The sequence below is a fragment of the Lentzea kentuckyensis genome, from assembly GCF_002150765.1.
Lineage (GTDB): Bacteria > Actinomycetota > Actinomycetes > Mycobacteriales > Pseudonocardiaceae > Lentzea > Lentzea kentuckyensis.
The window spans coordinates 23,946-45,477 of sequence record NZ_MUYM01000104.1 but is presented as its reverse complement, the minus strand read 5'-3'; the positions used below and the strand labels follow the sequence as shown (position 1 = coordinate 45,477).

General features: G+C 68.0%; 20 protein-coding genes. 8 read left to right on the top strand and 12 right to left on the bottom strand.

Features of this window, described 5'->3' with window-relative positions:
• Positions 1 to 17 precede the first annotated feature (17 nt).
• Complete coding sequence (locus B0F77_RS38630) at positions 18 to 419, bottom strand: SsgA family sporulation/cell division regulator (RefSeq protein WP_086668015.1); 402 nt, start codon at positions 417 to 419, stop codon at positions 18 to 20.
• Positions 420 to 518: 99 nt separating this feature from the next.
• Positions 519 to 1,460, bottom strand: a complete 942-nt coding sequence (locus B0F77_RS38625; protein ID WP_086668014.1) for a pirin family protein — start codon at positions 1,458 to 1,460, stop codon at positions 519 to 521.
• 32 nt (positions 1,461 to 1,492) lie between these two features.
• On the opposite strand from B0F77_RS38625, the gene zapE reads away from it, so the two are divergent.
• Entirely contained in the window at positions 1,493 to 2,386 is an 894-nt protein-coding gene (zapE, locus tag B0F77_RS38620) for a cell division protein ZapE (protein ID WP_086668013.1), read from the top strand.
• A 61-nt stretch (positions 2,387 to 2,447) separates the two neighbouring features.
• A complete protein-coding gene (locus B0F77_RS38615) occupies positions 2,448 to 3,284 on the top strand; it encodes an ion transporter (protein WP_086668012.1) in 837 nt (278 codons plus the stop codon).
• Here B0F77_RS38615 and B0F77_RS50205 read toward each other — a convergent pair.
• Both B0F77_RS50205 and B0F77_RS47405 read right to left on the bottom strand, forming a co-directional pair.
• Complete coding sequence (locus B0F77_RS50205; protein ID WP_245849208.1) at positions 3,274 to 5,925, bottom strand: right-handed parallel beta-helix repeat-containing protein; 2,652 nt, start codon at positions 5,923 to 5,925, stop codon at positions 3,274 to 3,276. The genes B0F77_RS38615 and B0F77_RS50205 overlap by 11 nt on opposite strands.
• Positions 5,926 to 6,180: 255 nt before the next feature.
• On the bottom strand, positions 6,181 to 6,390 hold the full coding sequence (locus tag B0F77_RS47405) for a hypothetical protein (RefSeq protein WP_143467139.1): 210 nt from the start codon (positions 6,388 to 6,390) through the stop codon (positions 6,181 to 6,183).
• 8 nt (positions 6,391 to 6,398) lie between these two features.
• Here B0F77_RS47405 and B0F77_RS38605 point away from each other — a divergent pair, with 8 nt between their 5' ends.
• Positions 6,399 to 7,253 carry a geranyl diphosphate 2-C-methyltransferase gene (locus B0F77_RS38605; protein ID WP_086668011.1) on the top strand — a complete coding sequence of 285 codons (855 nt, stop codon included), beginning with the start codon at positions 6,399 to 6,401 and terminating at the stop codon, positions 7,251 to 7,253.
• Positions 7,253 to 8,332: a family 2 encapsulin nanocompartment cargo protein terpene cyclase gene (locus B0F77_RS38600; RefSeq protein ID WP_086668010.1), complete on the top strand. Its 1,080-nt coding sequence runs from the start codon at positions 7,253 to 7,255 to the stop codon at positions 8,330 to 8,332. Before B0F77_RS38605 ends, B0F77_RS38600 begins: the two co-directional genes overlap by 1 nt.
• Positions 8,333 to 8,347: 15 nt before the next feature.
• Here B0F77_RS38600 and B0F77_RS38595 read toward each other — a convergent pair whose 3' ends face one another.
• From B0F77_RS38595 to B0F77_RS38565, 7 genes are all read right to left on the bottom strand, one after another.
• Positions 8,348 to 10,633 carry an ATP-binding cassette domain-containing protein gene (locus B0F77_RS38595; RefSeq protein ID WP_086668009.1) on the bottom strand — a complete coding sequence of 762 codons (2,286 nt, stop codon included), beginning with the start codon at positions 10,631 to 10,633 and terminating at the stop codon, positions 8,348 to 8,350.
• Positions 10,634 to 11,072: 439 nt separating this feature from the next.
• Positions 11,073 to 11,960: an alpha/beta hydrolase gene (locus B0F77_RS38590; protein ID WP_086668008.1), complete on the bottom strand. Its 888-nt coding sequence runs from the start codon at positions 11,958 to 11,960 to the stop codon at positions 11,073 to 11,075.
• Positions 11,957 to 12,775 (bottom strand): carbohydrate ABC transporter permease, encoded by an 819-nt coding sequence (locus tag B0F77_RS38585; RefSeq protein WP_086668007.1) that lies wholly within the window; start codon positions 12,773 to 12,775, stop codon positions 11,957 to 11,959. Before B0F77_RS38585 ends, B0F77_RS38590 begins: the two co-directional genes overlap by 4 nt.
• Positions 12,765 to 13,652, bottom strand: a complete 888-nt coding sequence (locus B0F77_RS38580) for a carbohydrate ABC transporter permease (RefSeq protein ID WP_245849207.1) — start codon at positions 13,650 to 13,652, stop codon at positions 12,765 to 12,767. Before B0F77_RS38580 ends, B0F77_RS38585 begins: the two co-directional genes overlap by 11 nt.
• The gene (locus B0F77_RS38575) at positions 13,649 to 14,851 is read right to left on the bottom strand and encodes an ABC transporter substrate-binding protein (protein WP_086668005.1); all 1,203 of its coding nucleotides are present in this window, start codon (positions 14,849 to 14,851) and stop codon (positions 13,649 to 13,651) included. The genes B0F77_RS38580 and B0F77_RS38575 overlap by 4 nt, the downstream gene beginning before the upstream one ends.
• Before the next feature lie 15 nt (positions 14,852 to 14,866).
• Complete coding sequence (locus tag B0F77_RS38570; protein WP_086668004.1) at positions 14,867 to 16,462, bottom strand: FAD-dependent oxidoreductase; 1,596 nt, start codon at positions 16,460 to 16,462, stop codon at positions 14,867 to 14,869.
• 14 nt (positions 16,463 to 16,476) lie between these two features.
• Entirely contained in the window at positions 16,477 to 17,460 is a 984-nt protein-coding gene (locus tag B0F77_RS38565; protein ID WP_086668019.1) for a LacI family DNA-binding transcriptional regulator, read from the bottom strand.
• A 135-nt stretch (positions 17,461 to 17,595) separates the two neighbouring features.
• Between B0F77_RS38565 and B0F77_RS38560 the strand changes: the two genes are divergently transcribed.
• The 3 genes from B0F77_RS38560 (at position 17,596) to B0F77_RS38550 (ending at position 20,603) form a co-directional block, all read left to right on the top strand.
• Positions 17,596 to 19,374, top strand: a complete 1,779-nt coding sequence (locus B0F77_RS38560) for a hypothetical protein (protein WP_086668003.1) — start codon at positions 17,596 to 17,598, stop codon at positions 19,372 to 19,374.
• A gap of 128 nt (positions 19,375 to 19,502) precedes the next feature.
• Positions 19,503 to 19,679 (top strand): hypothetical protein, encoded by a 177-nt coding sequence (locus tag B0F77_RS48805; RefSeq protein ID WP_166051932.1) that lies wholly within the window; start codon positions 19,503 to 19,505, stop codon positions 19,677 to 19,679.
• 78 nt (positions 19,680 to 19,757) lie between these two features.
• Positions 19,758 to 20,603: a mechanosensitive ion channel family protein gene (locus tag B0F77_RS38550; RefSeq protein ID WP_086668001.1), complete on the top strand. Its 846-nt coding sequence runs from the start codon at positions 19,758 to 19,760 to the stop codon at positions 20,601 to 20,603.
• 46 nt (positions 20,604 to 20,649) lie between these two features.
• On the opposite strand, the gene B0F77_RS38545 is transcribed toward B0F77_RS38550, so the two are convergent.
• Complete coding sequence (locus B0F77_RS38545) at positions 20,650 to 21,006, bottom strand: DUF6401 family natural product biosynthesis protein (RefSeq protein WP_086668000.1); 357 nt, start codon at positions 21,004 to 21,006, stop codon at positions 20,650 to 20,652.
• 113 nt (positions 21,007 to 21,119) lie between these two features.
• Between B0F77_RS38545 and B0F77_RS38540 the strand changes: the two genes are divergently transcribed.
• On the top strand, positions 21,120 to 21,449 hold the full coding sequence (locus B0F77_RS38540) for a hypothetical protein (protein ID WP_086667999.1): 330 nt from the start codon (positions 21,120 to 21,122) through the stop codon (positions 21,447 to 21,449).
• Positions 21,450 to 21,532 lie beyond the last annotated feature (83 nt).

Sequence of the window (21,532 nt, the reverse complement as noted above, 5' to 3'; positions counted from 1 at the left end):
CAAGAGACCACTACATATCAGCCGAGCAGCTTGCGCAGTTCGGCATCGAAGTCGACGTAGTCGTTCTCGGCACCGGGGGCGACTACGTCGTAGGTGGAGTTCAGGAACTCCTGCAGCTCCGACGAACGCACGTGGAACACCGCGCGCGAGATGTCGGACTGCAGCTCCAGCACCGCCGTCGTGGAGTTGTGGGGACGCAGGCGCACGTCGCCGGCGCCGCTGGTGGTGAGGAGACCGTCGGCGAGCAGGTCGCGGCTGACCAGCCACACCGTCTCCTGGCGTCCCATCCGGAACGTCATGGTCACGGCGTGCGGGTCGTCTGCGCGGTAGCCGAGCTCGACCTCGACGGGCATGGGGCGCCCGGACGGGGCGATGAAGGCAAAGACGGACTCGGCGCCCACTCGTGTCACGTTCTTCATGCCCCCTTAGACGCGTGGCAACCTCCGTGGATGCCTCGCTCAGGAAAAGCGATCAGAACGTGATTTTCAATGGGCCTGAAGTATGAGATTTGACAACTGTCACGCGGGGTTGCCGCGCGGACGCAGACGGCCACCGGGCAGCGGTGGCGCGGGCAGGCGCGAGCCGGCGTACCCCTCGACCCGGCCGAACCTGTCGGTCTCTGCCTGCCACTCGTCTCGATAGGCGGTGATCTCGTCGTGGGTGCGTCCGACGAAGTTCCACCACATGACGATCTCCTCGCCGAACGGCTCGCCGCCGAGCAGCACAACCCGTGCGCCGTCACGGGTTGAGAGCGTCAGCGTGGTGCGGCCGGTGCCGGCGTAGCCGAGCGCGCCGGGGGCCAGAGCGGTCTCGCCGATGGTCACGTCACCGGTGTCGAGGAGGACGCCGTGTTCGAAGGCAGGCAGCACGTCCAACGTCAACATCGCCCCTGGGGGCAACACGATCTCGGCGCCGAGCAGCGGTGTGAACGTGGTCACAGGAGACGTCGAACCGGCCAGGGAACCGAGGAAGACGCGGACCGACGAGCCGTCGACCACGACGGCCGGCGGGGCGTAGTGCTGGAAGTCGCGCGGGGCGTCTCGGTGGGCGTCGGGCAGGGCGAGCCAGAGCTGCACGCCGTGGAGCACCGAGGACGTCGTGGTGGACACCTCGGAGTGGCAGATGCCGCGGCCGCCGGTCATCAGGTTGAGCTCGCCGGGGCGGACGAACGCGTGCACACCGTGGCTGTCGCGGTGCTCGATCTCGCCGGTGAAGAGCCAGCTGACGGTCTGCAGGCCGGTGTGCGGGTGCGGGGCGACGTCCATGCTGACGTCGTCGGGGCCGTAGTGGTCGCAGAAGCACCACGCGCCGATCAGTGAGCGTTGCTTCTGGGGCAACGTGCGCCGCACCGACATGGCGCGCGGACCGCCCAGCGGCACCTCGCGCGGTTCCAGGACCTCGACGCCGCCGGGGGTGGAGGTGCACGTCACTTCTGCGGGCTCGGCCTCGACATTGCTCACGGGGTCGATCGTAAGCTGGCACGGGGGTAACAGTGGATCTTCGCGCACAGGTGTCGAGCAGCGGTTACGAGCTCGATGACGCACAGCTGCAAGCCATCGCACGGCTGGAGGAACTGGGGGAGCGGCGCCGGGGTGTCTACCTGCACGGGCCGGTGGGGCGCGGCAAGAGCTTCCTCGCCGACGCGTTCTTCGACGCGTTGCCTGTGAAGCGCAAACGGCGCGTGCACTTCCACTCCTTCTTCCAGGAACTGCACGCCAGGATCTCCGAGCGCCTGCACGAACGCGGCGCGGTCACGAAGGCCGTCGACGAGCTGATCGGCCGGGCCCAGGTGCTCGCGTTCGACGAGTTCCACCTGCACGACATCGGCGACGCGATGCTGATGACCAGGCTGCTGGAAGCGCTCGTGCAGCAGAAGGTGATGGTCATCGCGACGTCCAACTACCCGCCGGACGGCTTGCTGCCGAACCCGCTGTACCACGACCACTTCCTGCCGGGCATCGCGCTGGTGAAGGAGCTCATGGACGTCGTGGAGCTCAAGGGCGGCACCGACTACCGGTACCTGCACGGCCTGCCGAGGTCGCGCTTCGAGACCGGCGAGCTCCGCACCGAGGCCCCGCTTCCGGACACCACGGGCAGACAGGTCTGGTTCGACTTCGGCGACCTGTGCGAGAAGCCGACCTCGACCCAGGACTACCTGCTGCTCGCCGAGACCTACGACGACTGGGTGATCACGGCCGTACCGCGACTGGAGACGTGCGATCGCGAGGCACAGCAACGGTTCGCGAACGTCGTCGACGTGCTGGTGGACAAGGACGTCCGGCTGACGCTGGTGAGTGATCACCCGTTGAAGGAGATCGTCGGTGGCAGCGCGCTCGACCTCGCCCGCACCGCCAGCCGCCTGGAGCTGATCAACACGACCGGGTGATCAGCTCGGGGTCCGGTCGGCCGATAGAGCCCTTGTCTCCCCCCGGCAAGGAGTAGTAGGCATGACGTTGCGCGCCCGTATCGGTGAGGTCGTCGAGAGCACGCGGTTCCAGTGGATGATCATCTGCGTGATCGTCGTCAACGCGATCACGCTGGGAGCCGAGACCTCACCGTCCCTCGTCGCGAAGCACGGCGACCTGCTCGGCGCGATCGACCACCTGGCGCTCGCCGTCTTCGTCGGTGAGCTCGCCGCGCGGCTGTACGCGTTCGGCTGGCGGTTCTTCCGCGACCCGTGGAACGTCTTCGACTTCGTGATCGTCGCGGTGGCACTGTTGCCCGCCGCCGGCCCGCTGTCGGTGCTGAGGTCGATGCGGATCCTGCGGGCGCTGCGGCTCGTGGCGATGGTGCCGAGCATGCGCCGGGTGGTGACCGCGCTGGTGAAGTCGGTCCCCGGCCTGATCTCGCTGACCGGCCTGCTGATGCTGCTGCTCTACGTCGGCGGCGTGATCGCGAGCAACCTGTTCGGCGACTCCGGCGACCCGCGGTTCGGCGACCTCGGCTCGACGTTGCTGACCCTGTTCCAGATCACCACCGGCGACGGCTGGTCGGACGTCATGCGCGACCTGATGGTGCACCAGCCGCTCGCCTGGATCTTCTTCCTCTGCTACCTGATGGTCGGCACGTTCACGATGCTCAACCTGTTCATCGCCGTCGTGTGCAGCGCGATGGAGTCGGACGTGCAGCACGTGCCCGCACCCCGGGCCGCGACGCACGACGACCTGCTGCTGCAGGAGGTTCGCGCGCTGCGGGACGAGGTGCGGGCACTGCGGCCAGGATCCCGATCGGCGACGCCGCCGTACACCGATCGGGACCCTGCAACCCCCGTTGTCACGGGGTGACCGGGACGTTCGTGAGGCCCTTCGTGGCACGGGTGACCGTGTTGGAGGAGTGCACGACGTTCGGGTTGGCTGAGCACTTCGAGGTCGACGTGATCTTGATGGCGTACTCGCCGACGCCGCCGAGATCGGACTTGTTGCCCCGCCACACGTTGCCGCAGCCGTTGAGGAACGACGGCGTGGTGCTCGGGTTGTGCGTCTCGTAGCCGTTCAGGAACGTGCCCGGCGTGGCGAAGGTGCCGGTGTTGTTCTCGATGCGGTAGCCGATGCCCTTGACGTCGATCCACGAGTCGGCGGAGTTCTCACCGGAGATGCCGCGTCCGTCGAAGGTGTTGCCGGAGATCACGCCGTTGTGCGTGCCCTCCTTGACGTCGATCGGTTCCGCGGCGATGCCGGGGCCGATCTTGTTGTCCAGCACCTGGACGCGGTCGGAGCGGTCGACGCCACCGGAGTTGCCGTGGCAGGCCCAGTTCGAGTTCGCCGACCCGAGGTAGACGCCCTCGCCGTAGCCCTTCTGCACCAGGCCCGCGTCCGTGATCGTGGAGTTCTTGAGCACGCCGTCGGCCGAGGAGCGCCGGAAGTGCACGCCTTCCTCGTCGGTCTTGCTCACCTTCACGCCGTCGATCGTGACGTGGTGGGAGTTGTCCAGCACAATGCCCTTCTTGGACTCCGTGATGCTGAAACCCTTGAGGTTCCAGTACGGCGCGTTGAACAGCCACAGGCCGTAGCCCGAGTCCCAGCCCGCTGTCGGCACCGGGCAGGCCGGTGCGTCGCCGGACGGGCCGTCGTTGATCAGCACCGCGGTGGACGGGCCGGTGAGCGTGATCGGGCTGCTCGCCGTGCCTGCCTTCTGCGTCACGAACGAACCGCGGTAGGTGCCGGGCGCGAGGGTGATGGTCTCACCGGGTTTCGCGTTCGCCAGCGCGGTTTTCAACTGCTCCGCGGTCGTCACGGTGCCATCGGCGGGCGGAGGCTCTGAGCCTGGCACGTTCTTGAGGAACAACGACTTCGCCGAGTCCGATTTGGACACGTCCACGCCGTGACCGCCGGTGTAGTCGCGCTGCTCGTTCTTCGCCCAGTCCGCGATCGGGGTGCCGCCGGCGTCGAGGTGCTGGTAGGCGGTGCCGTTCCAGCCGAACTGGTAGACGCGCTGCCGGTCGTCGTAGAACGGCTGGTAGGCGCCACCGGTGGACAGCTGCTTGGTCATGTCGTTGTTGAAGAAGACGTTGCGCGGCCCGGAAGCCCCCGACCACTTCACCGCCTTCTTGCCGGCGCCCCACCAGATCGGGAACCAGTTCGAGTCGTCAGGACCGCCGCCGCCCTCCTCGCCGCAGTTCGCCCGGCAGTTGCCCGAACGGTGCGCGTAGGAGACTCGAACGGTGTTGAGCTCGAACAGGTTGTTGCGCTCCCAGCCGCCGTGCAGGTTCAGGTCGGAATCGAAGTCGTTGCCCACCACGACGTTGCCCGACGCGGACCACTGGAAGGTGAAGTGCCGCAGGTTGCGGGAGGTGTTGCCGGCGTACAGCGAGTCCCACACCCGCGAACTGCGGAAGTAACCGTTGCCGCCCTTGCCCTTGTTCCACGAACCGTCGAGGTGGTTGTCGACGATCTGCAGGTTCTTGGCCTCCTCGGTGACGATCGGGTGCGACCCGGTCATCTCCGCGCGAATGCCCCTGACCCACGAGTTCGCCGCCCACTTGAAGACGATGCCGTGCATCTCGTCCGCGGGAGCCATGTTGCCGTAGTTGTCGACGGCCTCGGCGGGGTCGAGGTTCGGCATCGCCTGCGTGAAGCCGAAGTCCTCGAACCCGACGCCGAGGACCGGGTCCACCAGCGGCGACACCTTGGAGTCGTAGGTCGCCCCGTCGATCGCCGGTGAACCGTCCGAGGTGGAGTTGACCGGGACGTCGAACTCCAGCGGCTTGTCGAGCGTCACCGTCGTGCCCGAGACCGAGGCGACGGTGAAGATCTGCTGCCGCATGTGCATGTTCAGCAACGGGTACGGCGTGCCCGTCGCGAACTGCTGCTCGTAGAACTTGACCGAGTTGGCGGCCCGGACGTTGACGAACGTGCCCGCCTTGATGTTCGTGACGGACGCGACCTTGATGGTGCGGTCACCGGCCTTGGCGGCGGCGCTGACCTTCGCGCCGGCCTTCCAGTGCACGTTGACCGTGCCCTCGAAGATGTCCTTGCGGTTCTCCGGGGCGGAGGCGTGGTCACTGGCGTAGGCGGTGTGCACGCCGCGCGACTGGACCCGGAACAGGCCGCGGCCCGGCCACAGCCAGCCGCCCTTGCCCTGCCCGAAGGTCATGCCGTCCTCGTCCCAGTCGGAACCGTCCGGCGTGAGCGCGTCGTAGCGGGTGTTCGCGTCGGGCGTGTAGACGACCTTGGTGGCGGTCGCGCCGGCGCCCCTGATGATCAGGTAGTCGGCGTCGACGTGGATCTCCTTCGACACCTTCAGCTCACCGGCCGGCAGGGTGATGAGGCTGAGCTTCGAATAGCTCGCACCGGGCGAACACTGCGTCCGGATCGAGTCGATGGCGGCCTGCAGCCCCGCGGTGTCGTCGGTCGTGTCATTCGGGCGGACGTTGAACTGGGAGGCGAGTTCCGTTGCCGTGATCTGACAACTCTCGTTCGGGTTCACATCATTGTTCCCGGGCAGCACGCCATTGCCCCGATACCCCGCTTTCGACCAGTCGTACAGGCCGGAAACAGGGGAACGCCGGTTGCCTGACGAGACATCCAGGCCCGTCAGGGCTGGTGCGGCCGTCGCGGTGGACACAGGAACCGCGAGAGAGCCGACCAGGAGCAGAGATAACAAGGGTATGGAGGTTCGCATCAGTAAAACCCTCTTCGGCAGGGCGGGGCCATTTCTTTGTAGTCGACAGTTGCGAATGTGTCAAACATTCACATTCCTGAAATAGGTAATACTGAAATGCTTTTCAATGACGGTGGTCCATTCCGGATGGGCTGGAATGACCACTGTGAGGAGAGAGCCCACCCACCCATTCGTGGCCGAACCAACCCTGAACGGCGGATCGCCGCGTGGGCCGAAGGCTGCAAAGGTCGATTGCTGTTCGGCAGCGAGCGTTCCAACGAACAGGAGCACCACTGGTCATGGCGAGCCCCACTGTGAAGCCGGTCCTGCGCACCGACTACCAGCGTTCCGTGGCTGACTACTGGAACAAGGAGAAGGACCCGGTCAACATCAAGCTCGGCGAGGTCGACGGCCTCTACCACCACCACTACGGGCTCGGCGCGTACGACCCGGCCGTGCTGGAGGCTCCCGCCGAGATCCGCGACGAGGCGATCATCGCCGAGATGCACCGGCTCGAGACCGCGCAGGCCGAGGTGCTGCTCGACGCGTTCGGCGACCTTCCCCGCGGCGCCCACCTGATGGACGGCGGCTCCGGTCGCGGCGGCACGAGCTTCATGGCCAACGCCCGCTTCGGCGCCCGGATCGACGGTGTCAGCATCTCCGAGCAGCAGGTCGCGTTCGCCAACAACCAGGCCGTCGAACGCGATGTCGCCGACCAGGTCCGGTTCCACTTCAAGAACATGCTCGACACCGGCTTCGAGACGGGCTCGTTCAACGGCATCTGGACCAACGAGACCACGATGTACGTGGACCTCCAGCAGCTCTACGGCGAGTTCGCGCGGCTCATCGCACCCGGCGGCCGGTACGTCTGCATCACCGGTTGCTACAACGACCTGACGGGCGGCCGGTCGCGCGCGGTCAGCCAGATCGACCAGCACTACATCTGCAACATCCACCCGCGCAGCGAGTACTTCAAGGCGTTGGCGGACAACGGGTTCGTGCCGATCAGCGTCGTCGACCTGACGCCGGAGACCATCCCGTACTGGGAGCTGCGCGCCAGGTCGTCGGTCGCGACCGGTGTCGAGGACCCGTTCCTCACCGCCTACAAGGAGGGCAGCTTCCACTACCTGCTGATCGTCGCGGATCGCATCTGATGAGGTCTGTGTTCACCAAACCTGGTCTCACCGGGCCGTCCGGGCTGGGCACCTCCGCTGCCCGGCTCGGGCGGCCCGAGGCCGTTGAGATGCCACCGGAACCGGGCTACGCGGAGCGGCCCTGGGGTGACGGCACGGCGCCACCGCTGTACGTGCCCGTGGTCGAACGCGAGGACGCCCTGCTGGCCGCCGCCGTCGACGAGCGCCTGATCGCCTGGGCGGGGGACTGCGGCTTCGAGGAGCCGGAACGGTTCCTGGGCGGTATGTTCGGCCGCCTCGCGGTGCTGACCCACGTCGACACCGACGACGTCGAGCAGCTGCTGATCGCGGCGAAGCTGAACGCGGCGTGGTGGGCGGCCGACGACCTGTACGCCGACAGCACCGAGATGGGCGCCGTGCCGGCCGAGCTGCCGCCGCGACTGGCGCTGGCGATGGCCGCGATGGACCCGGTCGCACCCGCCGCCGAGTTCACCGAGGAACTGGAGGAAACGCTCGCCGCCGATCCGGTGCTCGTGGGTCTGCGGTCGGGCATCGCGCACCTGTCGTCCCGCAGCACGGCGACTGTGGTGCAACGGGTCTGCTACTCGACGTTCGCCATGTTCGTGTCGTGGAGCGCGTATGCGGCCTGGCGGCACACGGGCAACTACCCGCCCGCGTGGCAGTACCTCGCGACACGGCAGCACGACACCTTCTACACGTCGATGACGCTCATCGACGCTGTTGGCGGGTACGAGTTGCCGGCGCCGTTGTACTACGACCCGCGCGTGCGGCAGCTGTTGACCGCTGCGGGCACGGCGTCGGTGATGGTGAACGACCTGGTGTCGGTGGAGAAGGACGCCGCCGACGAGAGCCCGGTGTGCAACATGGTGCTGCAGATCGCGGCGGACCGCGGGTGCTCGATCGCCGAGGCGACCGCGCGGACCGTCGAGCTGCACAACCAGCTGGTGCGCGACTTCGAGGCGGGACACAAGGCGTTGCTGGCCGTGCCCTCGGTGGAGCTGCACCGGTTCCTGAAGGGAACGAAAGCCTGGATGGGTGGTGGCTTCGAATGGCACACCACCCACCCGCGATACAAGTGATCAGTCCCGGAGAGATCAATCCTTGACGTAGGTCCGCAGGTGCTGGGCCGTCAGCGTGTCGCCCGACGCGATCAGGTCGTGCGGCGTGCCGGTGAACACCACCTTGCCGCCGTCGTGCCCGGCACCCGGACCCATGTCGATGATCCAGTCCGCGTGCGCCATCACGGCCTGGTGGTGCTCGATGACGACGACGGTGTTCCCGTTGTCCACCAGGCGGTCCAGCAGCCCGAGCAACTGGTCGACGTCCGCGAGGTGCAGGCCCGTGGTCGGTTCGTCGAGCACGTAGACCGAGCCCTTGTCGGTCATGTTGATCGCGAGCTTGAGCCGCTGCCGCTCACCGCCGGACAACGTGTTGAGCGGCTGCCCGAGCCCGAGATAGCCGAGGCCGACATCGACGAGCCTGGCCAGGATCGCCTTGGTAGGGCCGTCCTTGAAGAACTCGGCGGCCTCGGCGATCGGCATGGCCAGCACCTCGGCGATGTTCTTGCCCTGCAGCTTGTACCCCAGCACCTTCGGCGTGTAGCGCTTGCCGTCGCATTCCTCGCAGACCGTCGCGACGCCCGCCATCATGGCGAGGTCGGTGTAGATCAGGCCGATGCCCTTGCAGTTCGGGCAGGCGCCGTCGGAGTTCGCGCTGAACAGCGAGTCCTTGACGTTGTTGGCCTTGGCGAACGCCTTGCGGATCGAGTCGAGCATCCCGGTGTAGGTGGCGGGGTTCGAGCGCTTGGACCCGCGGATGGGGGACTGGTCGACCTTCACGACGTCGGTGCGTGACCCGAGTGAGCCGTGGATCAGCGACGACTTGCCGGATCCCGCGACGCCGGTGACCACGGTCAGCACACCGAGCGGCACGTCCACGCTGACGTTCTTGAGGTTGTGCAGCTTGGCGCCCTTGACGCTGATCTTGCCCTTGGGCGTGCGCACCTGGTCGCGCAGGCCGACCTTGTGGTCGAGGTGGTCGCCGGTGAGCGTGCCGGACTTGCGCAGCCCGGCGAGGTCACCGGTGTAGCAGAGCTCGCCGCCGTTGACACCGGCGCCGGGGCCGAGGTCGACGACGTGGTCGGCGATCGCGATGGCCTCCGGCTTGTGCTCGACGACGAGCACGGTGTTGCCCTTGTCCCGCAACATGAGCAGCAGGTTGTTCATCCGCTCGATGTCGTGCGGGTGCAACCCGGTGGTCGGCTCGTCGAACACGTAGGTGACGTCGGAGAGCGCGGAACCCAGGTGTCGCACCATCTTCACCCGCTGCGCCTCACCGCCCGACAGCGTGCCGGACTCGCGGTCCAGGCTGAGGTAGCCCAGGCCGATCTCGACGAGCGAGTCGAGCGTGCCCAGCAGGTTCGACAGCAGCGGCGCGACCTCGGCGTTGGTCACCTTGCGCAGGAACTCGGCCAGGTCGCTGATCTGCATCGCGGACAACTCGGCGATGTTCTTGCCCTTGATCTTGCAGCCGAGCGCGGCCTGGTTGAGCCTGGTGCCGTTGCAGGAGTTGCACGTCGTGAACGTCATCGCGCGGTCCATCCACGCCCGCACGTGCGGTTGCACGGTGTCGCGTTCCTTGCCCGCGTAGATCCGGTTGAACTTGACCAGCAGGCCCTCGTACTTGAAGTTGAACTTGTCCCGCTTGAGCATCTCCGCCGGGGCGTGCAGGAAGAGCTCCCACTCCTTCTTGGTGAAGTTCTTGAGCTTCTTGTCCATGTCGAAGAACTCGGACATGTTGTAGGTCTGCCAGTACTGCGAGCGCGGGTGGAAGTTCGGGATCGTGATGGCGCCCTCGTTGAGCGACTTCTCCACGTCGTACATCTCGTTCATGTCCAGGCCGCGGGCGCTGCCGATGCCCTCGCACTCCGGGCACATGCCCTCGGTGGAGTTGAAGCTGAACGCGACGGACGTGCCGATGTGCGGCTTGCCGAGGCGGCTGAACACGATGCGCAGCATGGTGTGCGCGTCGGTCGCGGTGCCGACGGTGGACCGCGAGTTCGCGCCCATCCGTTCCTGGTCGACGATGATGGCTGCGCTGAGGTTGCGCAGCTCGTCGACGTCCGGCCGGCCCAGGTTCGGCATCATGGCCTGCAGGAACGCGGTGTAGGTCTCGTTGATGAGCCGCTGCGACTCGGCGGCGATGGTGCCGAACACGAGTGACGACTTCCCGGAGCCGGACACACCGGTGAACACGGTGAGGCGGCGCTTCGGGATGTCCAGCGAGACGTTTCGCAGGTTGTTCTCCCGCGCCCCGCGCACCTCGATCACGTCGTGGCTGTCGGCGGCGGACTTGTCCTGTGGTTTGCGATCACGGCCCATCGCACGACGGTCCCGCGAGCCGGTCGAACAACGCTTGAGCCGCGATGGGGCGGCTGAGCAACTGGCCAGAAGTCCTGTCCGAAACCGCGTGGCCTCCGTTGGTGCCATGAGCCCTGCGGGGACTCTGTTGGCTGATCGCGCTCGACCCGGAGCTGGAGCCGGGATTGTCCAGCATGTCCGACAGATGGGCACCGCCCGGTATGTCCGATCCCCGCCCGCGCCACATGAAGATGCACATCTGCTTGCCGCCGAGTCGACCATGACCGCGATACGACGCTCAACCTGGTCGCCGTGCGCCGGACCGGCGTGCCTGGCGTGATTGCCCTGTTGGTAGTAGGTAAGTGCCTGTTGATGTTGAGTTGGTGGTACTTGCAGACGCCATCAACGCAAGGCGGGGGTGTGCTCGATCGGGTTACGGACACAACTTCTGGCAGCCTGCTTAGAAGAGCACTCGGCGCAGCCACTCGATCCGCGCCGCACGGGCCCGGCGGGACAGCACCGCGTCCGGTGCGAGCTGGTCGAACCCGTGGCAGCCGCCGGGCCACACGTGCAGCTCGGCGTCGCCGCCGGCCCGCCAGATCCGGGCGGCGTAGTCGACGGCCTCGTCGCGGAACACGTCGACCGAGCCGACGTCCACGTAGGTCGGTGGCAGTCCGGACAGGTCGGTCGCCCGCGCGGGTGCGGCGAACGGGGACACGGTTGGACCGCCCCGAGCGTCGCCGAGCAAGGCCGTCCAACCGGTCAGGTTTGACCCGCGCACCCAGGTGGTGCCGTCCAGGAACTGGTGGCTGGACGGGGTTTCGCACCTGTCGTCGAGCATCGGGCACATCAGCAGCTGGCCGCGGATGGCCGGTCCGCCGTAGTCGTGGGCCATCAGCGTCACGGCCGCCGCCAGCCCGCCGCCCGCCGACGTGCCGGCGACGACAGGAGCGGTGAAACCGTTGCGTTCCATCCACGTCAGCGTGCGGTAGCAGTCCTGCACCGGTGCGGGATGCGGGTGCTCGGGCGCCAGGCGGTACTCCGGCGAGAGCAGCGCCACGCCGAGCTTCTCGACCCACTCGGCCAGGACGTGCAGGTCGGACCGCCGGGTGCCGGCGACCATCCCGCCGCCGTGCAGGTGCAGCACCGGAGGGCCGTCGGTTCCGGCCGGACGCAGGACGAGCACGGGCACGCCGTCCGCGTCGGCTTCCTCGAACGTGACCGCGCCGCCCCGCGTCAGTTCGGCGTCGGTGACGACCCGTCCGGTAGCCCGCCGCTCCGCGATCCCGGCGGGAGTCAGCGGTGGCCGGGAGAGGTCGACCAGCGCGGCGATCTCCTGGTCGATCATCCCTTCACGCCCGTGTGTGCGAGGCCCTCGATGAACTGTCGTTGGGCCAGCACGAACACCACCAGGATGGGCACCGCGGTCATCGTCGCCGCGGCCAGCTGCACGTTCCACATAGGACCGCCGTAGATGTCGACGAACTGGGTGAGCGCCTGCGGCAGCGTGAACATGTCCGGTGTGGACAGGTACACGATCGGTTCCAGGTAGAGGTTCCACGAGTGCAGGAACGTGAAGATCGCGACCGCGCCCAGCGCCGGGCGGGACAACGGCAGCGCGATCCGGTAGAAGATCCCCGCCCGGCCGAGGCCGTCCATCCGCGCGGCCTCTTCCAGCTCGGCGGGCAGGGCGATGAAGAACTGGCGCATGATGAAGATCGCCAGCACGCAGGGCGCCCCGAAGATCGGCACGATGATCAGCGGCCAGTGCGTGTTCGTGAGCCCGAGAGACTGGAAGAGCTGGAACAACGGCACGATCGTCACTTCACTCGGGATGAGCAGGCCGGTCAGCACCACGACGAACAGCACGTTCTGGCCGGGGAACCTGATGCGCGCGAACGCGTACCCCGCGAGCGCCGCGACCGCCATCGTGCCGGCCGTGACGATCACCGCGATGTACAGGCTGTTCCAGTACTGCTGCCCGAACGGCTGCATCCGGAACACCTGCTCGTACGTGGAGAACGTCCACTCCGACGGCAGCAGCGACTCGGAGAAGATCTCGCTGATCGGCTTCATCGACGAGGTGACCATCCACCACGTCGGGAACACGAACGGCACGCACAGCAGGCAAAGCAAGCCGTAGAGCGCGATCTTACGATTCATGCAGCACCCACTTCCGGCGCATCCGCCACTGCAGGAGGGTCAACGCGGCGACGATGACGAACAGCAGCACCGAGATCGTCGCGCCGTAGCCGAAGTGGTGGAACTGGAACGCCTGCTGGTACAGGTAGTAGATCAACACGGTGGTCGACGTGCCAGGACCGCCCTGGGTGAGCACGGCGATCTGCGCGAACACCTGCAGCGAGCCGACGATCGTGATGATCGACGTGAGCAGGATCGTCGGGCTGATCAACGGGATCGTGATGCGGCGGAACCGCGTCCAGGCACCCGCGCCGTCGATCTTCGCGGCCTCGTACAGGGGCGCCGGAACCCCTTGCAGCGCCGCGAGGAACAGCACCATGTTCAGGCCGACGTTCTTGATCACCTGCACGACGATCACGGAGATCATCGCGGTGGACTCGCCGCGCAGCCAGTTCGGCCCGTCGGCGCCGAAGAACCCGAGCAGGCCGTTCACGCTGCCCTCTGGCTGCAGCATGAGCTGCCACACCAGCGTCCACGCCACCAGCGACACCAGCACGGGGGAGAAGAACAACGTGCGGAACAGCGTGGTGCCGCGCAGTTTCTGGTTGAGCAGCACCGCGAGCAGCAGGGCCAGCGACAGGTTCAGCACCACCAGGCCGACGGCGAACCAGGCGGTGGCGACCAACGCCGAACGCAGCTTCTCGTCGTTCAGGAGCTGCTGGTAGTTCTCGGCGCCGATGAACTCGAACGTGCCGCCGAGCACGTTCCACTCGTTCAGGCTGTACCAGCCGACCAGGGCCAGCGGGATGAGCACGAACGCGAGGCTGCCGAGCAGGGCAGGCGCGACGAACAGGTACCCGACCAGGTTGTCGCGCCTGCGATACGTCCAGAACGTCACTTGCGCTCCAGCAACGGCTTGATCTTCGCGCACACGTCGTCGAGCACGGCGTTCACGTTCGCGTCCGGCTTCCACAACGGGTCCAGCGCCGCGCGGATGGTCTGGTTGAGCTCCTCCTGGCCCTGGTGGCTCGGCTTCACCACGCCCTTGCCGATGCCCTCGACCACGACCGACTGCAGCTGCTCCGGCCTGATCAGCGGGTTGCTCTTGGCCAGCGTCTGGGCGTTGAGCAGCGACGACCGCACGGACGGGAAGAACTGCGCGAGCTTGGCGGAGTTGGCCTCGTTGGTGAAGAACCCGAGGAAGTCGGCGGCGGCCTCGGCGTTCTTGGACCGCTTCATGACGCCGACCCCGGCCTGCCCGATCACCGCGTAGTCACCCTTGGGACCGGACGGCAGCGGCACGAGCGTCCAGGTGAACTTGGCGTCCTTCAACGCACCCGCCCGCGAGATCTGGCTGACGGCCATCGCGGCGTTGCCCGCGAAGAAGTCCACGGTCGTGCCGGGGCCTGGGATCGCCTTGTCGGTGAAGATCGCCTTGTGGATGAACGCCATCGCGTCCTTCATCTCGGGGCTCGCGAACCCGCACGACCGGCCGTCCTCGCTCCACGCGTTGGCGTCCCAGCCACGCCAGATCGCGGAGAGCACCGCCCAGTTCTGGTACTTGAAGTCGGGCAGCACCAGGCCCTTGCCGGACGCGGCCGCGGCGGCCATCGCCTGCTCCCAGGTCCACTTCGCCGGAACGTCCTTGACCAGGCTGGTGTTGACGAAGAGCCCGAACGGCGAGGTGGAGAACGGGTACGCGTAGAGCTCGCCGTCCTTCTCCCACAGCTTCGTGGCCGACGGCACCAGTTCGTCCGCCTTCTCGACCTTGCCCCTGATCGGGGCGAGCGCGCCGGAGGAGACGAAGTCCGGGGCGGACTCCTCCAGGATCCAGGCCAGGTCCGGCGCGTTGCCGCCGGCGATCTGCGTGGTGAGCGTGGTCGTGTAGCCGTCGGCGGGGATCGAGTCGAACTTGATCTCGGTGACGTCCGGGTGCGCCGCCTTGTACTCGGCCGCGATCTCGTTGAGCAGCTTGAGGTGTGCCTCGTTCGCGGTCCACACGGTCATGCGCAGGGTCTTCGGCCCGGACGCGGCCGAGCCGCTGCACGCGGTGAGGGCGAGAAGTGCGGTGATGACGAGCGCGAGAAGTCGGGACATCGTTGTCTCCCTGGGCTAGTAACCGGACACGTCCGGCCAGCGGAGCTCGACCCCGTCGCGGTCCAGCCGGTGCTGGAAGTCCGCGAGCAGGCCGGGGGTGTTGCGCACCTCGCGAGGGGTGACTCGGTGCGCCAGGCAGAAGTCCGCGAGCGCGCCCGCGACCTCGCCGACGTTCCACTCGACCGGGTGCAGCCGGTGGGAACCGTTGGTGATGTGGGTGGTGCCGATGTTCTTGCCCGCGGGCAGGAGGTTCTCGACGCGCTGGGGGATGAGCGCGCCGAGCGGGATCTCGAACGGGCAGCTCGCGACGTCGAGGTAGTTGTCGCCGCCGGTCGAGGGGTGCAGGTCGATGCGGTACATGCCGACACCCACGGCGTCGGCGTGCTGCACGGCGCCCTTGTCGCCGCGCACGGCCAGCGAGAGGTCCTGCTCGACGATCGTGTACTCGGCCCTGATCCGCCGCGACTCGCGGATGTACGGCGCCTGGGCCAGGCCGTTCTTCGAGCCCGTAACGTCACCGCGCAGGCGCAGACCGGGGAAGCCGGTGCCGCCGTCCGCCCGTGGTGCCTCGGTCTGCAGCCAGTACAGCACCGACCGGGAGAGCTCCCGTGCCGCGGCGATGTGCGCGTCCGCGTCCGGGACGTCGATCACCGGCGACTCGAAGTAGTCGATCATCGGCCAGTTCACCAGGCAGATGTCGCTGGCGTAGGCGCCGTCGACGAAGTTGCGTCGCGCGGCGATCCGCCGGAACGTCCACAGGTTGCTGTCGCCCGCGCTGAGCCGCTGGTCGGACAGGACGGACAGCGGGTCGTCGTCCGGGTTCGGGGTGAAGGTGCGTTCGGCGGTGTTCAGCGTACGCGGGTCGGGAGAGCGGAACGACAGCATCCGGTCGCCCCAGTACTCCGGCTGGTAGTCGCGCCAGAAGCCGTAGCGCGCGGGCTTGTCGATGGTGTGGTCGCCGTCGACGTGGTCGATCGCGAAGCACACCGACATCGCCTGCATGTTGGCCGGTTGCGCGGTTTCCGGCGCGCTCGGCTCACCGGTTTCCAGAGTGGACTCGAAGCCGGTCACGTACTCGGTGCCGGACAACGGGAGCAGCTCGCCGGTCTCGGTCGCGTCGAGGACGTACGGCGCGGACAGCTCGATCTCGGTGCCGTGGTGTGCCACGGTGACCGAGGCGATCCGGTCGCCGTCGGTGCGCGCGGAGATCGGCCGGGCGGGCTGGAGGATCGTGAGCCTGCCGCTGCCCCGGTACGGCGCCAGCATCTCGTCGATCACCGCCACGGCCACGCGCGGCTCGTGGCAGAGCCTGCTCACGTTGCCCGCGCCGGGGTTCAGCTCCCGCCAGTTTCGTGCCTGTGGAGTCAGTGGGTAGTGCCGGCGGTAGTAGTCGCGGATCCCGTCGCGCAACGCCCGGTAGCTCGCCGTGACGCCGAAGCGTTCGACCCAGCTGTGCTCGTCGGGCGGCACGGCCTGGCTGGTCAGCTGACCGCCGAGCCACTCGAACTCCTCGGTCAGCACGACCCGGCGACCGGCGCGCAGCAGTGCGAGCGCGGCGGCCACGCCACCAAGGCCGCCGCCCACGACCACGGCGTCTGCGTTGTCCAGCAAAGCATTCCTCCTGATCAACCCAGCGTCGAGCCCGCGACGAACTCGCAGGGCAGCAGTTCTCGTGGGGTCGTGGTGTGTTCCAGCACCTCGGTCAGCGCCTGCACCGCCCGGCGGCCCATCTCGCGCCGCGGGATGGTGAACCCGGTCAGCCCGATCTCCTCGGGAGCCGGCCGAGTCGCCGCTCCCAGCGTCAGCACTGACAGATCTCCGGGGACCGACAGCCCCCGTTCGCGCGCGGCGAGGACGAGTGCGGCACCGTCGGACACCTCCTCGGCCAGCACGGCGGTGAAACCCGTCAGCTGATCAAGGCTGGCGAACGGCACGTGCGTGCCCTCGACCCCGTGTGCGGCAACAGCTTCGCGGAACCCGCGCAGCCGATCGGCCGACGACTCCGCGCCCTTGCCGGCGCCGACATAGGCGAACTTGCGGTGTCCCAACGCAACCGCGCGGTCCACCAGGTCCCGGACCGCGGCGCGGTAGTCGGCGCCGACGTGCGGCACGGGACCGCCCGCGTCGTCCCGCCGTCCGATCGAGACGAACGGGATGCCCTCGGTCAGCAGTTGCGCGAGGTCGTCGCGGTCGAGGGAACGACCGAGCAGCACGCACCCGTCGGCCAGCCGGATCCTGCTGTCGTCGCTGAAGATCCGCCGCCGGCCGCCCGCCGCCTTGGCGCTGGTGAACAGCAGCAGGTCGCAGCCGATCTCCTCGGCCTGTTCCTCGATGCCCTCCAGGAACGGCTGGTAGAAGTCCGCGCGGGTGCTCGGGAACACCGCCTCGTAGGTGAACACGCCGAGGATGCGGTTGCGGTGGTCGTGCAGCCGGCGCGCGATCGGGTTCGCGACGTACCCGGTCCGGCGGATCACCTCCAGCACCCGCGCCCGCGTCTCCGGCGCGATGCGGACACCGGCGTCCTGCCGGTTGTTGAGCACCAGCGACACCGTGGCCTGGCTGACGCCCGCCATCCTGGCGATGTCCTGCTGGGTGAGCCTCTTGGCCATGAGCACCTGCCAATTCGAATTGGCACGGAGTCTGCGACATCGCGGTCCGACCCGTCAAGCCTGTAATAATTCGAATTAGCATCTTGACGGGCGCAGCTTGGGCGGGCGAGGGTGCTTCGCCAAGGAGGTAGGCCCGTGAACGCATTCAGCCGTCGCAGCCTGATCACCGGTGCCACCGCGATCGGACTGCTCGCCACCCTGCCGGCGTCGGCACAAGCATTGCCCGCGCCCCCGCCCGTCACCCCGGACCGGCGTTCGTTCGCACCCGACGAACAGCGGTTCGCGCAGTACCTGATGCTGGTCTCGCCGATGGTCGCCGACATGAACTCGAGCGGCTTCTTCGGCGGTGGCTGGTGGCGCAGCCCCAACGCCTCGTACAACGCGCGCGTCCAGGAACACGTCTACACGCTGGCGTGGTTCGCCACGCAGTCCCGCTCGTGGAACCCCTATCGCGGCAACGCGCAGGTGCTCGTCGCGCTGGACGCCGGGCTCGGCCACTACCTCGGGCTTCAGCACGCCGACGGGTCGTGGCCCGAGTACTCCAGAGATCAACACTCGCTGGCGGCGACCGGGTTCGCCATGGGGTACCTGAGCAAGACCAACGCGCTGTTGCGTCGATCGAACGTGCTGCCGCAGCGCCAGGCCCAGATCACGGCGTCGCTGCACCGCGCGATGACGTGGTTCCTGAACGGGTCGAACGGTGTCGTCTGGCAGAAGCCGCTCACCTGGGCCAACCAGACCACCGCGGGTCTCGCCGGGTCCGCGCTCGCGTTGAAGCAGGACCCGGACCCGGTGCTGCGGCAGCGGCTGACCGAGGCGTTCGCGCGGCTGGCCGCGTCCGGGCAGAGTCCGGCGGGCTTCTTCTACGAGGAGTCCGGTGCGGACACCAACTACAACTTCGAGGTCATGCTGCCTGAACTCGCGGACGCGTGGCGTCAGTCCGACGACCCGAACCTCGTTGTCATGACCCGGAAGTGCACCGACTGGCTCGGCTACAACCTGCTGCGCGAACCGGACGGGTCCGGCTGGTTCACCAACGTCGCCCCGAACTCACGCACGTCGTCCAGGTTCTACGCCGACGTGCGGCCCGATCCCGAACGGACCGCGCTGAACAACCAGTTCGTGCCGGTGGTGCCCGATCTGGCGGCGTTCGTGTCCAGCCGGGAGGACCTGGCCGCTGCGCGGGCCGCGTGGGCGGCCGACCCGGCGCCGGTGCCGGCGTTGGTCAAGCCGGACACCTCGCCGCGCATCCTGTCGCACGCGATCTACGGCGAGCGGTACCCGAGCCGTGCCGAACGCACGGCGGCGATCGCGCGCCTGCCCTACCAACGGGCGAGTTTTGTCGAGCGGCGCAGCGATCAGGGGCAGGACTTCCTGTTCGTGCGGCGGCCTCGGTTCTATCTCGGTGGCTACTTCGGGGCCCGGCGGGCGACCTCGCTGGCGCGCACCGGCCTGACGTTCCTGTGGCATCCGGTGGCGGGCACACTCGTGCAGTCCATCAACAACAACGACCACGCGTGCTGGGCCACCGTGTTCCTCGGCCAGGTGCCGGACTCGGACGGGGCGCAGCAGGCGGAGTTCCTCGGCGGCGAGCCCTACCGGTTCCGCTACCGGACGCCGTCGGGTTCGGTCGTGACCGAGGTGACGGTGGGGGACCGGATCACCCGGTCGGTGCGCGCAGGTTCGGCCGCGACCGAGCAGATTCCGTTGGTGGTAAGGGATTCCGACACCACGGCGCTCGACTCGCGTGGGCTCACGCTGACCCGAGGGCGGGTGGTGATCCGGTTCGACTGGGCCCAGTCACTCGATCCCGCGCTGCGTCCGGCGTCGACGATCAGCTATCCGGGCCGGCGCATGTTCATCCTCACCGTGCCGCACAACGGCACGTTCACCCTGACGATCTCGGTGCGTTAGTCCACTGTAGACAGTTGGTTCACCCTTATGTCGCAACGGCCGAAGGCATGTTCGCGCTGATCACGGGGTATTCGGTGATCCCAAACCCCGCTGGCCCGGCCGGCTGCACCCGTGAGGGAGTGGTTGTGATGGCACACCTGCGTCGTCTTGTCGATGTTCGCACCGGTGACGAGTTCGATCAGCCGGTTCCTTTCGGCCTGGTGTACCCGGTGTGCACGGCGGACGGGTCCGCGCCACCGAGTCAGCGCGGCCGGACCTGGGAACACCTCGTGGCGAGCGACCGCGAGCTCAGGCAGGTGTCCTGATCCGTGTGAAGCGCTCCCGCACCGGGTACTGCCTGGTGCGGGACGCCCGGTCGGGCGCCCGCGTGAAGGGAGTTCGACATGGACTTCGGCCAAGGGCTCACCGACGCCTGGCGGGCGGTGGCGACATTCGTCCCCAAGCTGGCGGCCTTCCTGCTCATCCTGCTGGTCGGCTGGTTCGTCGCCAAGGCGGTGGCGAAGCTCGTCGACAAGGTGCTCGAACGGGTCAGGTTCGACCGGCTCGTGGAGCGCGGCGGCATCCACCGGATGCTCGCGAACACCAAATACGACGCCTCTGACCTGCTGGCGAAGCTGGTCTACTACGCGCTGCTGCTGATCACCCTGCAGATCGCGTTCGGCGTGTGGGGACCGAACCCCGTCTCGGAGCTGCTGACCGGCATCGTGTCGTGGCTGCCGAAGGCCGCGGTCGCGATCATCATCGTCGTGGTGGCCGCCGCGATCGCCAGTGGTGTCAAGGACTTCATCACCGGCGCGCTCGGCGGACTGTCCTACGGCCGGGTGCTGGCCAACATCGCGTCGATCTTCATCTGGGCGCTCGGCATCATCGCGGCGCTGAACCAGATCGGGGTCGCCACCACGGTGACCACGCCGGTGCTCATCGCGGTGCTCGCGACGGTCGGCGGCATCCTGGTCGTCGGCGTGGGCGGTGGTCTGGTGCGGCCGATGCAGCAGCGGTGGGAAGGCTGGTTGGGACGCGCGGAGCAGGAACTGCCGCAGGCGCAGGCTCAGGCGGAGGCCTACCAGCGCGGTCGTGAGGACGCCGTTCGCGCGCGCACCGAGACCACGCCGGTCGAGCCGGTCGCGCCCGCCGAGCCCGTCGAATCGGCGGAGCCGGTTCCCGTGTCCGAGCGATCCGTGCCGGCACAGGACCCGGTGCTCGGTTCCCGGAGGCAGGACGACCGCTGATCGATGTTCTACGACGAGGCGCATCCGCGACGGGTGCGCCTCGTTCTCACGTGAGCTCGGGCAGCGCGTACACGTCGTCGGTCAGCGGCTTCACGTCGTGCGCCTGGGCCAGCTGACAGACCGCCATCAGCCGGACGCCGAGCCACGACGCCGGTGACCACTCGGAGTCGGCCACGTCCTCCAGCAGCCCCCGCCCGTACGCGGCGAGCAGCACGACCGCGCCCACCGCGCCGACGCCCTCGACGCCGAGCAGCAGGATGTCGCGCACCGCGGCGCCGTGCTGGTCGACCTCGGCCGCGAGCGCGGGCGTGACGGCGAGCGCCGCCCATCCCGCCGCACCGATCCGGTCGGACAGCTCGGAGATCCATTGCCGAGCGTTCTTCTCCCGCCAGGTGACACGCATCCCGACACGGTAGCCGCGCCCGGTGAAGTCCTGGTTTGAGGGTTCTGGAACCGGGTATGTCGCACGCGATGCGTCAAGCAGTCGGCGCGGAGTTTCGGCTGTGGAGGCGAGTGATGACCCTTGACGACATGTCGTTGCAACAGGTGCGCGTGACCGCGTTGGAGAAGCTGGACAACGCCGTCTGCACGGCGCTGGCCGACATCGAACCCGACCAGGCCCGCAAGGGGCTGCACGAGGCTCTGGCCGACTGCGCCGCCGTCGACGCCGCGGTACCGCACCAGATCCTGGCGTGCGTGGAAGCCGCCGACGAACACCTCGGCTACCGCGAGCGGATGGAAGCGCGGACGTTGCTGACCGTCGCCCACCGCATGCTGATCCGGCTGCGGCGGCCGGTGGTCGTCCCGAGCCCCGCCCTGCCGGGGGACGTCGCGTTGCGTGGTTGATCCACCGCCGTCCCGGGTACCTCGAACGGGCGTTCGAGTGAAAGGGGACGACAGTGAACCGCACACCGGAGAAGGACCCGGAG